Annotated in this window: 9 protein-coding genes and 6 tRNA genes; 6 read left to right on the top strand and 9 right to left on the bottom strand. The window is 61.5% G+C overall.

Annotation, left to right across the window (positions count from 1 at the left end; translation table 11 throughout):
• Nucleotides 1-111: 111 nt before the first annotated feature.
• The 6 genes from HMPREF9237_RS05095 to HMPREF9237_RS05070 form a co-directional block, all read right to left on the bottom strand.
• Nucleotides 112-558 (bottom strand): Dps family protein, encoded by a 447-nt coding sequence (locus HMPREF9237_RS05095; RefSeq protein WP_016442663.1) that lies wholly within the window; start codon nucleotides 556-558, stop codon nucleotides 112-114.
• 768 nt (nucleotides 559-1,326) lie between these two features.
• A tRNA-Val gene (locus HMPREF9237_RS05090) sits at nucleotides 1,327-1,401 on the bottom strand.
• Between the two features lies 1 nt (nucleotide 1,402).
• Nucleotides 1,403-1,475: transfer RNA gene (locus HMPREF9237_RS05085), tRNA-Gly, on the bottom strand.
• Nucleotides 1,476-1,546: 71 nt separating this feature from the next.
• Nucleotides 1,547-1,621 (bottom strand) — tRNA-Val (locus HMPREF9237_RS05080).
• A gap of 4 nt (nucleotides 1,622-1,625) precedes the next feature.
• Nucleotides 1,626-1,696, bottom strand: a tRNA-Cys gene (locus tag HMPREF9237_RS05075).
• 58 nt (nucleotides 1,697-1,754) lie between these two features.
• Nucleotides 1,755-1,827: transfer RNA gene (locus HMPREF9237_RS05070), tRNA-Gly, on the bottom strand.
• A 212-nt stretch (nucleotides 1,828-2,039) separates the two neighbouring features.
• On the opposite strand from HMPREF9237_RS05070, the gene HMPREF9237_RS05065 reads away from it, so the two are divergent.
• The 4 genes from HMPREF9237_RS05065 (at nucleotide 2,040) to treZ (ending at nucleotide 8,907) form a co-directional block, all read left to right on the top strand.
• Nucleotides 2,040-2,111, top strand: a tRNA-Val gene (locus tag HMPREF9237_RS05065).
• Nucleotides 2,112-2,163: 52 nt separating this feature from the next.
• Nucleotides 2,164-4,326 (top strand): glycogen debranching protein GlgX, encoded by a 2,163-nt coding sequence (glgX, locus tag HMPREF9237_RS05060; RefSeq protein ID WP_016442661.1) that lies wholly within the window; start codon nucleotides 2,164-2,166, stop codon nucleotides 4,324-4,326.
• 10 nt (nucleotides 4,327-4,336) lie between these two features.
• Nucleotides 4,337-7,000: a malto-oligosyltrehalose synthase gene (gene treY, locus HMPREF9237_RS05055; protein WP_155875860.1), complete on the top strand. Its 2,664-nt coding sequence runs from the start codon at nucleotides 4,337-4,339 to the stop codon at nucleotides 6,998-7,000.
• On the top strand, nucleotides 7,000-8,907 hold the full coding sequence (treZ, locus tag HMPREF9237_RS05050; protein WP_016442659.1) for a malto-oligosyltrehalose trehalohydrolase: 1,908 nt from the start codon (nucleotides 7,000-7,002) through the stop codon (nucleotides 8,905-8,907). The genes treY and treZ overlap by 1 nt, the downstream gene beginning before the upstream one ends.
• A gap of 35 nt (nucleotides 8,908-8,942) precedes the next feature.
• On the opposite strand, the gene HMPREF9237_RS05045 is transcribed toward treZ, so the two are convergent.
• A complete protein-coding gene (locus HMPREF9237_RS05045; RefSeq protein ID WP_016442658.1) occupies nucleotides 8,943-10,019 on the bottom strand; it encodes a lipid II:glycine glycyltransferase FemX in 1,077 nt (358 codons plus the stop codon).
• A 66-nt stretch (nucleotides 10,020-10,085) separates the two neighbouring features.
• On the opposite strand from HMPREF9237_RS05045, the gene HMPREF9237_RS05040 reads away from it, so the two are divergent.
• Both HMPREF9237_RS05040 and HMPREF9237_RS05035 read left to right on the top strand, forming a co-directional pair.
• Nucleotides 10,086-10,652 (top strand): DUF3000 domain-containing protein, encoded by a 567-nt coding sequence (locus tag HMPREF9237_RS05040; protein ID WP_039898346.1) that lies wholly within the window; start codon nucleotides 10,086-10,088, stop codon nucleotides 10,650-10,652.
• A 104-nt stretch (nucleotides 10,653-10,756) separates the two neighbouring features.
• Nucleotides 10,757-11,974 (top strand): HRDC domain-containing protein, encoded by a 1,218-nt coding sequence (locus tag HMPREF9237_RS05035; RefSeq protein WP_016442656.1) that lies wholly within the window; start codon nucleotides 10,757-10,759, stop codon nucleotides 11,972-11,974.
• Here the strand turns inward: HMPREF9237_RS05035 and HMPREF9237_RS05030 are convergent.
• Together HMPREF9237_RS05030 and HMPREF9237_RS05025 are read right to left on the bottom strand one after the other, a co-directional pair.
• Nucleotides 11,971-13,239: a class I SAM-dependent RNA methyltransferase gene (locus HMPREF9237_RS05030; RefSeq protein WP_016442655.1), complete on the bottom strand. Its 1,269-nt coding sequence runs from the start codon at nucleotides 13,237-13,239 to the stop codon at nucleotides 11,971-11,973. The genes HMPREF9237_RS05035 and HMPREF9237_RS05030 overlap by 4 nt on opposite strands.
• Entirely contained in the window at nucleotides 13,236-15,023 is a 1,788-nt protein-coding gene (locus HMPREF9237_RS05025) for a hypothetical protein (RefSeq protein ID WP_155875858.1), read from the bottom strand. Before HMPREF9237_RS05025 ends, HMPREF9237_RS05030 begins: the two co-directional genes overlap by 4 nt.
• Between the last annotated feature and the right edge of the window lie 5 nt (nucleotides 15,024-15,028).

Below are 15,028 nucleotides of genomic sequence, written 5' to 3'. Positions count from 1 at the left end.
CGCTCACACACCCGTTATAAACACAGCGGAGGGGACACACCCCACATATCAGTGGGATGTGTCCCCTTCGCTCAGAGTCACAAATGTGAGCGTCAGTATGACGCAGGTGACTTAGTTTTCGACCGCGGAGGCCTTCATGAACCAGCCCTGCAGCTCCAGGTTGCGAGCGACCCCGATGAGTAGGTCACCGCTGAGCGGATCGGCTTCGTCCACCTTGGACAGGTCATTCTGAATACGCCGGGACGCTCCGTAGAGCTTTTCTGCCATCACGGTATAAACATCGTCCACATTGAAGGGACCGGTACCCGCATCATCGAGACCGCTTTCCTTGGCCACGGTCACGGCCCGTCCATCCGGGAAACCACCGATGGTTGCGATACGTTCGGCAACCTCATCAAGGTCAGTGCGGGTGACGGATACGACTTCATCAAGAGCAAGGTGCAGAGCACGGAAACGCGCACCCTGAATATTCCAGTGGTACTGCTTAGCCTGCAGGGAGAGGTCAATAAGATCGGTCAGCGTGCGCTGAAGAGCATCGATAACAACTTTTTCGGCCATTGATCCATCCTTTCGTTTACGTATATAGGTCTACCCGCTCTATTGCGGAAAATATAGTCAGGAAGACCTAACACACCGCCGCGCGCGGCACTTTTTTCACCCGCTTTTTCCGCACGACGACGCCATTTTCCCGCGTGGTTGCGCGCTTTTACGCTCATGGCATGATTGCTTCCAGCTTGAGGCGGCCACCCGGGACTTTGGTCATTTACTTCCCTGCCTATTCTTTTACCCGGCCCTGTAGCGATCACCCGCTCGACATGGACAAGCGTGGATGATATGAGCGGTGGCGCCCATAAAAAGCAACCTGACGACAACGGGCCCCACATGATGCAACTCCACGACACTAAGACAATTTCTTAACGTAGTTGCCGTTGCGCTTTGATTTCGGGTGGATCCCGCGGCTTCCCTCGAGAACCCCATGGGCCTCACAAGCTTCAATAGTCACACCGGCATCTGCAGGGGTGGTATGTGTTTTCAGAGCTGTACTGCGTTTGTCGTACATGCGAAGTACATCCCGGAAAAACATACCTTCCTCGACAGCGCGGTACTCCAGATCTGCGGGGCAGCCGAGCGGTCCGGCGAGACAGAGTGTAAGTTCGGGACATCACCCCTCACAGAGTGTGCGTAAGGGACACGAAACCGCCCCGAAACGGTGCTCTCCCGCACACTTTGTTTCCAGGACACAGTTCACGGCAGTTCCGGGCAGGATCCAAGAACGGTACGCCGTCATTAGCAACCATTTTGTCTAGATAACCCGGTGAAAAAATATGGTGGGCGATACTGGGATCGAACCAGTGACCTCTTCCGTGTCAGGGAAGCGCGCTCCCGCTGCGCCAATCGCCCGAGCGGATGACGGGGCTCGAACCCGCGACCTCAACCTTGGCAAGGTTGCGCTCTACCAGCTGAGCTACATCCGCACTGTTTCACAGCGAGCCACTAGCTTACCCAACCGTGAGAGCCGGGTCAAAATGGCGCTGCAAGGAAATAGTGGTGGGCGATACTGGGATCGAACCAGTGACCTCTTCCGTGTCAGGGAAGCGCGCTCCCGCTGCGCCAATCGCCCCGCGAGGTGGGTACGGGATTCGAACCCGTGTACACGGCTTTGCAGGCCGTTGCCTCGCCTCTCGGCCAACCCACCGTCCGGATACGTGAGAGGAGTATGGGCACGTGTGCCGCTTTGCCTTTCTTCACATCCGAGCGGATGACGGGGCTCGAACCCGCGACCTCAACCTTGGCAAGGTTGCGCTCTACCAACTGAGCTACATCCGCGTGGCCGATCAACAATCACTAACCAAACCTGCCGGCAGGCTATACCGTGGCGGGAACCGCCGCGGCGACGTCGATGACATCGAAAAACTATAGCGACATTCCGCGCACCCGGTCAAACCGGGACAGTGAGGTGCACACCACGTTAGTTAAATTTGAGTTTCTCCGCCCACCCCCTATAAGCTTGCGTGATGCACGGGCCGTTACGGTCGCCCGGGCGATTAGCTCAGTGGTAGAGCGCTTCGTTCACACCGAAGAGGTCACTGGTTCGAACCCAGTATCGCCCACCGTTTCGCTAGATTTTCAGTAGATTCCCACTTTCGTATGAGATACTCAGGTATGAGAATTTGGCCTGGACACCCGTATCCGCTGGGCGCTACTTTCGACGGCACCGGCACGAATTTCGCGATCTACTCCTCCGTGGCTGAGAAAATCGAACTCTGCCTACTTGACGATAACAACAAGGAAACCCGCGTGGAACTGCGGGAAGTTGATGCCAATGTCTGGCATTGTTACCTCACCTCGATTCGGCCCGGGCAGCGTTACGGATACCGCGTGCACGGCCCCTACGATCCGGCCCAGGGCCTGCGTTGCGATCCTTCCAAGTTCCTCCTGGATCCCTACGCCAAAGCTATCGAAGGCAATATCACCAATGCTCAGGAAGTCTTTTCCTACGACTTCAACGACCCTTCGCAACCGTGCACCTTGGATTCGCTAGGCCACGTGCCGGTCTCCGTGGTCATCAGTCCCTATTTCGATTGGGGTTATGACCGCCCGCCCAAGCACGAATATAACGAGACCATTATTTATGAAACGCACGTGAAGGGCTTCACCCAGCGCCACCCGGATGTTCCCGAAGAATTACGCGGTACCTACCAGGGCCTCACTCACCCACCCGTTCTTGATTACTTCACTTCCCTGGGGGTGACAGCTATTGAGCTTATGCCGGTGCACCAATTTATCAATGACACCTCGCTCCAGGATCGAGGGCTGAGCAATTACTGGGGTTATAACACCATCGGCTTCTTTGCGCCCCATGATGGCTACGCCACCAGGTCGCGCGGGGAGCAGGTCGATGAGTTTAAGGCCATGGTCAAAGCTTTTCACGAAGCCGATATTGAGGTCATCCTTGACGTGGTCTACAACCACACCGCGGAAGGGAACCACATGGGCCCCACCCTATCTTTCAAAGGTATCGATAACCGGTCCTACTACCGCCTGGTTCCCGATGACCCACGGCACTATTTCGATACCACCGGGACCGGGAACTCCCTGAATATGACCTCCCCGCACACCCTCCAACTGATTATGGATTCACTGCGGTACTGGGTGACGGAGATGCACGTGGATGGTTTCCGTTTCGATTTAGCCTCCACTCTGGCCCGGGAACTTCACGCAGTGGATAAGCTCTCCTCCTTCTTTGACATCATCCAGCAGGATCCCATCATTTCCCAGGTCAAACTCATTGCCGAACCCTGGGATGTGGGCGAAGGTGGCTACCAGGTGGGTGGATTCCCCCCACTATGGACAGAATGGAACGGCAAATACCGTGATACCGTGCGTGATTTCTGGCGCGGGGAACCCGCTGCCCTTCCGGAATTCGCCTCGCGCCTGACGGGCAGCGCGGACCTGTATGAATCTTCCGGGCGTCGCCCCTTTGCCTCCATTAATTTCGTGACCGCGCACGATGGTTTCACCATGCGCGATCTAGTTTCCTATAACGAGAAACACAATGAAGCCAACGGTGAGAACAACGCGGATGGAGAATCTAATAATCGCTCCTGGAATTGCGGGGAAGAAGGCCCCACGGACAATCCCGATATTCTCGATCTGCGCGAACGCCAAATTCGTAATTTCATCTCCACCCTGCTGCTTTCTCAAGGCGTGCCAATGATTTCCCACGGTGATGAAATTGGGCGCACCCAGGGCGGTAATAACAACACCTACTGCCAGGACAATGAGATCGCCTGGATGGATTGGGATCTCGATGACCGCCAGATGGATATTTTGCAATTCACGCGGGCAGCGATTGCTTTCCGCAAGAACCACCCGGTCTTCCGGCGCCGGCGTTTCGTTTCCGGTTTCAATCCTGTATGCGAAGGTTGCCTGCCGGAAATCGAATGGTTCCGCCCCGATTCCAGCCAGATGGAAGATTCCGATTGGGATTCCGGTTTCGCGCGTGCCCTGATGGTTTTCCTCAACGGCGCTGGCATCCGCGAACCTGATGAGCGCGGCAACCCAATTATTGATGATGATGTCCTCCTCATGTTCAATGCGGGCGACGACGAAGTTGAGTTCGCTATCCCCGGCGGCGAATACGCCCGCGAATGGACAGAGGTGGTTAATACCGCGGCGGAGGTGAATCCCCAGCTGATTTTCGCTTCCGGGGATACCACCAGTCTGATCGGGCGTTCGATGCGCGTTTTCGTGCATGAGCCCTCCGAGGAAGATATCGATGATGCCCTGGCCGGTGCTCAGAAAACTACGCCGACCGTGCGCTAAGCTCGAAAGTATGACCGCAATCACTGATACCTCCAGTATTCCAGCTCTACGTTCCCACGTGCCCGGCGCTGGGCAGCGCCAACCCGTGTCCACGTATCGACTGCAACTCGGTCCCCATTTCACCTTCGCGGATGCCACCGCCCTGCTCCCCTACCTCGTGCAGCTCGGGATTACCGATGTGTACTGCTCCCCCATCCTCCAGGCAGCCCCGGGATCCACGCACGGCTATGACGTAGTTGATCACACCCGGATTTCCGAGCCAATGGGTGGGCGGGACGGTTTTGAGGCTTTTGCGAATGCGGCGCACGCTGCTGGCCTCGGCATCATCGTTGATGTGGTTCCCAACCATATGGCGATGCCCACCCCGCTCTACCTCAATCGGGCCATGTGGTCCCTGCTGCGCGATGGGCCCGAGTCGCCCTACGCTTCCTGGTTCGATATTGACGTGGAGTCCAGCGACGATGGGATCCTCATCCCGGTGCTGGGCGAACGGGTGGGTACGGCACTCGCCCGGGAGGCAATTGCGCTCGATCACGTCGTCGTACCAGGTTATGAGGACGACGGCGAAGTTCCGGTACTGCGCTACTATGACCACATTTTCCCGGTCCGGAAAGGCACCGAATTTCTACCGCTGGCAGAACTGCTGCAACGCCAGTACTATCGGCTCGCCTATTGGCGAGTAGCTGAAGAAGAACTCAATTACCGCCGATTTTTTGATGTGGATACCCTCGCGGGGATTCGGGTAGAGGATCCTGAGGTATTTCACGCCTCCCACGCGCTGCTGCTGGAGCTCTTCCACGCCGGTTTTATTGATGCATTCCGTATCGATCATCCCGATGGGCTCGCCGATCCGCGCCAGTATATGGAGCGCCTGTACGAGGCAACCGGCGGGACGTGGATCGTAGCGGAGAAAATCCTGGAGGGTAACGAAAAGTTGCCTTCGGATTGGAAGTGCGCGGGGTGTACCGGGTATGAGGCTTCGTGGCGTATCGGGGCGCTACTGACCGACCCTGAGGGGATGCGTGCCCTCACCGCGAATTTCGTGCACCTATCCCATACCACCCAGCCGTATCCGGTTCTGGAGCGCGAGGCGAAAAGCCAGATTATGCATTCCTCCCTCCAGGCGGAAGTGGAGCGGATGGCGCGGCTCATGGCGGAAGTATGCCGCGATGATCTGCGCTTGCGGGACCATTCCCAGCGCTCTTTGTATGATGCGGTGTCCGCGCTCGTCATCTGCATGGATAGGTATCGGGCCTACGTGGTTCCCGGGGAGAAAGCGCATGCCAGCGCTGAAACTGCGCTGCTCGAGGCCGCCGAACGGGCCCGGGGCCTGCTCTCCGAAGATCGGTGCGAAACCCTGGACGTTGTTGTTGATATTTTGCTCGGGCGGGAAATCGGTTCGGCAACGAAACGCCATGACGCTTCCCGTAATGAAGCGATTATCCGATTCCAGCAGGTATGCGGCGCGGTCATGGCCAAAGGTGTGGAAGACACCGCTTTTTATCGGTATACCGCGCTCACTTCGGCAACGGAGGTGGGATCCGATCCGCTGCGCGCGTCGCTCACCCCCGATGAACTCCACACCTGGACCCGGCAGATGATGGCCGATTGGCCCGTGATGATGACCACGCTCACCACCCATGATACGAAACGCGGGGAAGATACTCGCGCCGCTATTGCCACCTTGGCCGATTACCCCACCGAATGGCTGGAACTCCTGGAACGGCTGCGCGAACGGCACGCTGCCTCCCGCCCCGCGGAACTCGATGGCCAGATCGAGAACCTCATGTGGCAAACAATTATGGGAACCTGGACGGATAACGGGCCTATCGAAGCTGATCGCCTCATTGATTACCTACGCAAGGCCGCCCGCGAACAAAAATCGTGGACCACGTGGACCGAACCGGATGAAGCACTGGAAACCGGGCTTTTTGCCTATGCGCGCTCGGTTATTTCCACCCCGGAATCGGTGGCGGAGCTCACGGCTTGGTGGGAACATACCCGCCCGGCACGCCGCGCGCGTATCCTCGCCGCGAAGGTTCTGGCCCTCACGCTGATCGGGGTGCCCGATACCTATCAGGGAGAGGAAATCACCCGCAATCTGCTGGTGGATCCCGATAACCGCCGCCCGGTGAATTACCGGCGGCTTGCCAGCATGCTCGAGCAGCTGGATAGCGCGGGTGCGCTCCCCGCGCAGGCAAGCGTGGATGAAGAGAAAATGTGGGTGACCTCGCGCCTCCTGCGCCTGCGCCGGCACCGCCCGGATACTTTTGTTTCGCTGCGTTCGGGCTACGAGCCGCTGGCTGCCACCACCGGAAATATTTTTGCTTTTACCCGCACCCTGGATGGGGAGCCGGATGTGATCGTGGTGGTCTCGCGCCTCGCGCACCGCCAGGAGGTGGCCGGCGGCTGGGGCGATGCGCATATCGTGCTCCCGCCCGGGCGGTGGCGCAGCGTTCTGGAGGAAGGTGAGATTGAAGGGCCCCAGCTCCTTGTTCGCGATGCCTGCGCGAATCTGCCGGTGGCAGTGTACGTTCGTGCTGATGCCTGCGGATCCGACGGCGCGAATGCGGCAGGCCGCGCTCAAGCGAGCACTGAATCACCTACTGGAGCGAAGGCCGGAGGGAACGCCGGGGGCAACGCAGGGTGCGACGCAGGAGGGAGCACCGAGTAATGGAACCGCTGAGCGTGTGGGCACCGGGGCGCACGAGAGTCGAGGCCCTCGTGGACGGGGAGCGCCTCCCCTTCCGGCCGGTCACCGCCGCGGATATTGCGGCAGCTCGCTCTGGGCGCGACGGCGCTGCTCTAGCTAGCGGACCGGGATGGTGGATCCTCGATACTCCCCTGCCGGCCGGCACCCGCTACCGCATCAGTCTGGATGGTAGCATGGGGCTACCCGATCCGCGCACCCGGCGCCAGCCCGAAGGAGTCATGGGCCCTTCCGAAATTGTTGATCTCGACGCTTTCGAATTTTCGCCTTTCCTCGGTATTGATCCGCTCGGCAAAGTGTTTTACGAACTGCATATCGGCACCTTAACCCCGGAAGGCACGTTCGATGCTGCGGCGCAAAAATTCGGGTACCTGCGCGAACTCGGGGTGGATATCGTCGAAGTCATGCCGATTTGCCCGGTACCCGGCACCCGTAATTGGGGCTATGACGGCGTGGATATCTATGCGGTCACCGAAAATTACGGCGGTCCGGCGGGTTTCGCGCGTTTCGTGGAGGCCGCACACCGCGCTGGCCTGGCGGTGTGCCTGGACGTGGTCTACAACCATTTCGGACCGGACGGGAATTTCTTAGCTGAGTTCGGCCCCTACACCACGGATCGTTATTCTTCGGTGTGGGGCCCGGGTGTGAACGTGGATGGCCCGGATTCCGGCCCGGTACGGCGTTATTTTATTGACAATATGCTCCAGTGGGCCCGCGATTACCGCGTGGATATTTTTCGGCTTGACGCCGTCCACGCTATCCGGGACCGCTCCAGTAAACATATTCTCGCCGATTTATCCGACGCCGCCGCGGCTTTCGCCGCGGAAACCGGCCGGCATATCGCCCTCGTAGCAGAATCCGATCTCAATGATGTGAGGATGCTGCGCCCCACAAAGGCAGGCGGCTACGGTATGGATATGCAGTGGGCTGATGATATCCACCATGCCCTGCATGCCTATGTGACCGGGGAACATTTCGCCTATTACGGGGATTTTGCGCTTCCCGGAGCCCTGGAAAAGGCCATGCGCCGCGTCTTCGTGCACGACGGTAATTTCTCTACGTTCCGGAAGCGGAACTGGGGTTCTCCGGTGCCCGATACGCTTGATTCGCGCCGTTTCCTCGTCTATACCGAAAATCACGACCAGGTGGGTAACCGCGCACTGGGAGACCGCCGCTCCCATACTCTGAGCGCGGAACGCGCCCTCGTTGCCGACGCGCTCATGCTGCTCTCCCCCTTCACACCCCTCCTTTTTATGGGCCAGGAGTGGAATGCTTCCGCGCCTTTCCAGTTCTTCACCGATCACACTCCGGAGCTAGGGGAACGTGTGGATGCGGGGCGGATTGCGGAATTTCGTGACTGGGATTGGGGTGAGCACGCCGGCCAGATTCCCCCACCGCAGGCGCTTTCTACGTTCACGCGCTCGCATCTGGACTGGGCGGAGCTCGAGGAGACCTCCCATGCTCGCTATCTCGAGGCGACCCGGGAGCTACTGCGGCTACGGCGCGAGCACCCCGATTTTTCTTCCCCTAACCGGGAAGATTCGGAGATCGTGCGCCTGGGTGAGGCGGGATATTACCGGCGCGGAGCCAGCTTCGTGGTTTTCCACGTGGGGGAAGTCTCCCCACTTCCTGGCGAAACAACTGCCAATAAACAAGATGAAACACAAGCGGAAACACAAGGGGAAGAAACGGCCACCGTGGCCGCTCACCCCACTCGGGTGCAGCTGCCGCCCGAGGCGAGCCGCCTGCATACGCTCCTCACCTGGGGCAGCGTGAGCGTGGCCGAATCCTGTGTTGATTTTTCCGGGCCCGGTTTCGCGGTGCTCAGCCCCTACCGCCTCAACAATCCCTGCACTCCCGGCAAGGCCTAGCCCCGGGGCGCGGGCCGCGCTGAGGAGCCTAGGAGCTAGGAAGCTTTGCCTAAGCGGCGGCCCAGGCGCTCGCGCACGCCGCGCACCGCCCCGGCAGAAGCACGTACCGCCCCCACCGCGGAGCGTTTAGCACGCAGGGCCAGCTTGAGACCACGGTAGTAGCGCGGGCGCAGCGGCACGTCCCAGGCGCCGGCCACCTCGGTGAACTCGGCAGCGAATTTTTGTTTGTAGCCGGTCACGCCTTCCAATTGCGGGGCGCGCTCCGAATGCACCCCCATCAGGTCATAAGCTTTCCGCCCGGTTTCCCGCAACCACGTTATGGTGTGCAGATCCATAAACATGGAGGCGTGGCGCTGGCGGGCCTCCGCGTTGGTCGCCCCGTAATAGGCCTCCCCAAGATCATCGGTGGCGAGCACAATTTGCCAGGCCAGCGCCCGGCCCTCGGCACGCGCCACAAAAAGCCGGGCGTGATCCGGGCCCAGAGATTCCAGCATGGTCACGTACTGGCTCATCGGTGCCGCCCCGAAATCATCACGGGTAGCTGTTTCGGTGAGGATGGCGTACAGCTCCGGGAAAACCTCCCGGGCCCGCTCCGTTTCATCGCAAAATTCCAGACCTTCCGCCTCAGCTTTCCGTGCTTGACGACGCCCCGACTTGGAGAAACTCGCCCGGATCTCCGCATCCGGGCGTGCGACGTCGACCACAACGGTGCGATCATAGGTGACTGTTTGCAGTAATTCGTGCAGGTCCGGGGCCCGGTGCCAGGCGTGAATCCTCATAAAAGCGAGACCGCGATCAGCACGCCGCACCAGCTGCCCCAACGCGGTGCGGAACTCCAGTTCTTCGCTGGCGGTGGGCCGTTCCCCCAACCAGACCGGGCCCTTTTTCGCCCACAGGTAAGTAAAACCGCGCCCTTCCATCCGGGTGAGAGAAATAAGAGCACGCGGCGCACCTGCGCTATCACGCCACAGGAAACGCCCGAAAGGTGCGTGGCCGGGCAGAGCATCCTCGTAGCGGTCCCAGGCGGGTAGCTGCTCAAGGGGCAAGCCGTGGCCGGCAGCCAGGTCCAGGTAGGTGGTGTCATCGATCCGCGACAGCGAGAGTGTAGACATGCCGCCATCCTACCCGCGCGGCGCGCCTGGCTAAAACCCGTGCACCGGCGCATTACGGTAACTAGCGTGTCTCAGATTCATGCACCCGAGGACTTTCTCACCGCGCTTGATAGCCTGCGCGGGCACGAGTTTCGTCCCGAGCTGCACATCGTGCAGATACCGCCGCCCAAGCGTATAGCCCCGTGGGCCGTTGCGCTTCAAGCTGAGATTAACGATTCGACAGCGATGGAACCGGATAACTACCGCGGCGGAGCCCGCTTCGTGGTGCTTCATGACCCGGCCGGCCAGGAGGCCTGGCACGGAACTTTCCGGATCGTATGCCATATGGGGGCGCCGATGGATGCGGCCATGGCCGGCGATCCGCTGCTCGGCGAAGTAGCCTGGGCGTGGCTTGCCGATACTTTGGATGCGCACGGAGCTGACTACCACCACCTGGTCGGAACCGTGACTCGCATGTACAACGAAACCTTCGGCGGGCTGGAACTCGCCTCCTCCCTGACCGAAGTGGAATTACGGGCCTCCTGGACGCCGAACAGCCCCGATCTTTATCACCACGTGCGCGCCTGGGCAGATTTTATTGCGCTGGCCTGCGGCCTAGCTCCGGAAGGAACGACGGCGCTGCCAGCTCGCTAGGTGCGATCCTGCTAGGAGGTGGCACTCCTGCACGTGGCCACCCCGTGCCTGCCCAGGCCCGCTAGTATTAACCGCGGCCCCTAGTCTGATGCAGTTGTGAGGTTATGACGTCTTCTTCTATTCGCTGGAGCGAAGATCCCACCCTGGTCCATGTGGATACCCCGCGCGAAGGTATCCCGCCGCTCACCACCGGTCCCGCCTATCGCCCCGCACTCGCACGGTTGCGGCGCGGCAGCGGCCCCGTGGCGGTGGATGTGGAGCGTGCCATGGGAATCCGTTATTCGGCCCGGGCCTACCTAATTCAACTGCGCCGCGAGGGCTCGGGAACACTGCTATGCGATCCGGTAGGGAATGAGGAGTACTACCCGGAGCTGGCCGCGATTCTTGGCGATGCCGTGTGGATTTTGCACGCTGCCGATCAGGACTTGCCCTCCCTGGGAGACCTTGGTTTACGCCCGGGACCGGGCAAACTTTTTGATACCGAAGTAGCCGCGTTGCTCTTGGGCGATGAACGTATTTCCCTCCAGGCCCAGCTCGCGGAAAATTTAGGATTGCTCCTCGCCAAAGAACATTCGCAAGCGGATTGGTCAGAGCGCCCGCTCGCCGATGAGCTGCGTTCTTATGCCGCGCTCGACGTGGAATTGCTCGCTCCCCTGCGCCACGTGCAACTCGAGCGCCTGGAGCGGGCCGGGCGCCTGGAGTGGGCGGCCCAAGAATTTGAAGAGATCCGCACCCGGCCTCCTAAAGCCGCTCCCGCAGAACCGTGGCGGCGCGCCACCCATCGCCAAGATTTTTCTTCCCGGCGCGATCTCGCCCTGGTGCGGGCCCTGTGGCAGGCACGGGATCGTATCGCGCAAACCACCGATACCGCCCCGGATCTGGTACTTTCCCGCGCCGATATCGCGGCCCTGGCACGGCGCCGCCCGCGCTCCCTGGCCGATGTGCGTACCGCGCGGCCGCTGCGCAGCGGGGGCAAACAGTATTTGGCGCCGGCGCTGTGGCAGGCGGTGGCCCAGGCCTGGGCACTGCCGAGCTCTGAACTTCCCGAACCCGCCCCGGCCCGCCCCTCCCGGCGCGCCGAACGTGGAATCCCGCATCTACTTGACCACGTGCGCAGCGCGGTTCAGGAACGCGCAGCGGAGCTGGGAATCCGCCATGATGTACTTCTCAAACCGGCCGTGCAGCGTGAGCTGGCGCGCCTTTTGCGCCGCAGGGTGGCGCGCACCGGCCCCGCCATTGGTGATGCGCTGGCCGAGCTGGGGGCACGCCCCTGGCAGGTGGAAAATACCGCGGCCTGGATTGCCGCGGCGGTGCGCTCTTAGCGCAGCGCTGTCACCACTTCGAAGTGGTGGGTATTGGGGAAGAGGTCGACGGCGCGCATGGATTCCACGCTTCGCCCGGACTCCACCATCGCGGCCACATCACGGGCCAACGCTGCCGGATCGCAGGAAACCAGAACTATCCGGCGGGCTCGGCTCGCTGCGGCGGCCCGGGCCGCCGCGATTCCCAAGCCGCTCCGGGGAGGATCTGCGAGGAGAATATCGGCGTCGCTAATATCCCGTACCGAAATAGTGGCGGTACGGGCACGCGCCCACGGGTAGGGCCGCAGATTTGCCCGGGCGTCTTCCACCGCGGTGCGCGCCCCTTCCAGGCTTTCCACTCGGCCGGTTGCCCCGACCGCGCGAGCCAGCGGCACGGTGAGCAACCCGGCACCCGCGTAGAGTTCGAGAATATGGTCGCCGGGCTCCGCACCTGCGGCGCGGGTCACCAGATCGATAAGGGTGGCTGGCGCCTCGCGATGCACCTGCCAAAAACCGGAGGCCCGCACCCGGTAACGGTAGTTCTCCTCCCCCACGCGCACCTCTTCACGCACGAAGGGGGAGGATTCTGCGCCGGTCGCATCAAAGGTGCGCCCGCCCAGGCTCACCGCGACCGGACTGGCCGAAGGCGCGAGGATACGCACCCGCTGACCATCGCGCAGCGGGCCGAGGCTGCGGGCGAGCCGGGTGAGGTAACTTCCGTCCCACAGCCCCAGCTCCGCGATCTCCTTGACGGCGAGGGGCATAGAAGTGATGGGCAGAACCTCGCGGCTGCCTTCGCGGAACATTCCGAAACGTCCCGAGGTCACGGTCACGTCAATGCGAGTGCGGCTCGCCCAACCGCCGCTAGCGCGGTCGGATTCCAGAGCCGTGACCGCAGGAACAATCCCCTGCGTTTCCAGATGGTCACTGAGAGATTGGCCGCCAATCCTACGGAGAGTTGAGCTCAGGACCCTGGTTTTCCACTCGTGCTGGTAGTCAAACACCACGTGTCCCAGGTCTGCACCACCCACTCCCCCGGGTCCGGCTTCCAGCCACGGATGGGCCTGCCGGTACGGTGAGGGATCGCCGAGTACCTCAATCACATCCCCGCGGGCGAAGCGGGCGCGTTCCTCGGTAAGGGCGACCCGCACGCGTTCCCCGGGCAGCCCGAAGCGAGCCAGAATCGCTTTGCCCTCGGCACGCCCGATGGCAATACCGCCGTGGCCGATATCTTCCAGGGTGATATCGACGGTCGAATAATGAGCTTGAGCAGCAGGTGTGGTCACAGGTCTTCTCCCGAATGGATTTGGTAGGGAACTTGCACCAGCATGAGGCGCGAGTCATAGGACAGGTCAGCGAAAAGTGGGGGTACGGATCGGCGCAGGTACACCCGATGCCACAGGGTCGTGGATACCACTTTCGGCGCGATAACCAGCACAATATCCTGCGGGTGGGTGTCGAGGAGGAAACGAATGTAGTCCACGAGCGGCCCGCGCGCCCCGCTCGTGGGACTACCTAGTACGGTCAGGCCCACCGGCAATTGGGATTGGTTCCAGGCGGCGCGCAGCGCGGCGGTACGGCTTTCGCTCAGGTCCACGGTGAGCGCGGTCAAGGTGGAGGGCCGCAAGGCCCGTGCGTAGGTAACCGCCCGCAAGGTCGGCAAATTGAGTTCTTGAACCAGTACCACCGCGTGGGTACGGACCGGAAGTCTCCGCCCCGCTCCCACATCCAAGGGTTTGAGGTGGGCGCTCATCTTTCCGCGCCCGCGCTGGGCGATGAGCATCCCCGCCGTAGGCACCGCCACCGCCGCTAGCGAGGTAAGGGTCCAAGCCGGCTGCATGGCCACCGTGACGAGGAGAACAGCGAATCCCGCCAGCGCGAAGAAAGCGAAACCCCAGCGCGAGGCATGCGCAGCCCGGCGTTCCTCCCGCCGCTCCGAAGTTTTAAGGATCTGCCCACCGCGCAGGGAGAGCGCCGCGCAATGCAGCGTAAAAATAAGGAAACATACAAAGACAAGGGCAACGACACCGGCGTGCGTCGTCGACAAAAATACCCCGAGAGCGCCAGCGAGAACCGCAACCAGCAGCACAACACCGCTGCGGGCCCGGGAAGCTTCCGGGGCGGCGAGGCGAGCGGGCAGGGCGCCGTCGAATGCAAGTTCCCGCAACAGCCGCGGGAGACGTTCGTAAACCACGAAAACGCAGACTAACCCGAGGAAGCCGAAGGCAATCGCGGTGACGATACGCCCGGTACTTCCCCAAAATGCCGTACCCATAACGATACTGGGTAGGCCCACCGGGACCGTGAGGATATCCAAGCGCATTTCCAGATAGAACGTGCCCGAAAGTACTACCGCGGCAATGCCGGCAATGGTGCTCAGGGCGCGCGGCCCTAAGAAACGTTCGCGCCCGGTACCGATGCGTCCGCCCACCAGCAGTACCACCGCGGCCAGGAAGCACATAATAACGAAAGTATTTCCGAGCGGGTGGATAGCTTGGGAACCGGGTAGTTCTTCGGCGCGGTTGGTGATGAGGTCCGCGAGGGAGACGGTGCCGCGGGCTTCGCGCACCAGCCCGGTGACGAGCGTTGCAATAATCACCCCGCTGGCCGCGAGCACGGCGAGCAAGGCGCCCGCCAGCGGTAAACGCCAATGCAGCAGCGCGGGCAGGGCACAGACCACGACCAGCGGGATCTGAATGAGACGCCCGTCCACCGCCAACGGGGTGAGCGCATTCACCGCCATACCTACCAGGCCGGCGGCCAGGACCAGGAGCAGCGCGAAAGCCGCGAAACGTGCGGCAGCGGCAACCGTGCCAAAAGCCGGGGAAATATAGCGGGAGACCACCTGGTGCGCGGCTTTGCCGGGCAGGACGCGGGATGCTGCGATGGTGGCCGCCACCACGAGCGCAAGCACCGCGGCCCCCGCCAGCGCCATGGCGCCCACGAGGGTGGGGTTCGCGAACGGTGCCCCGCGTTGAATACTGCGTGGGAGCAAGACCACCGCCAGGCAGACGCAGGTAGCCGCGCCCACGTACTGGGACATCCCCAGGAACGATAATTTTCTCATCACTAGGA

Origin of the sequence: Actinotignum schaalii FB123-CNA-2 (genome assembly GCF_000411135.1) — a bacterium.
In the GTDB taxonomy this organism is placed as follows: domain Bacteria; phylum Actinomycetota; class Actinomycetes; order Actinomycetales; family Actinomycetaceae; genus Actinotignum; species Actinotignum schaalii_A.
Note: the sequence above shows the minus strand (reverse complement) of the source record. Positions and strands in the feature narration are given on the sequence as shown.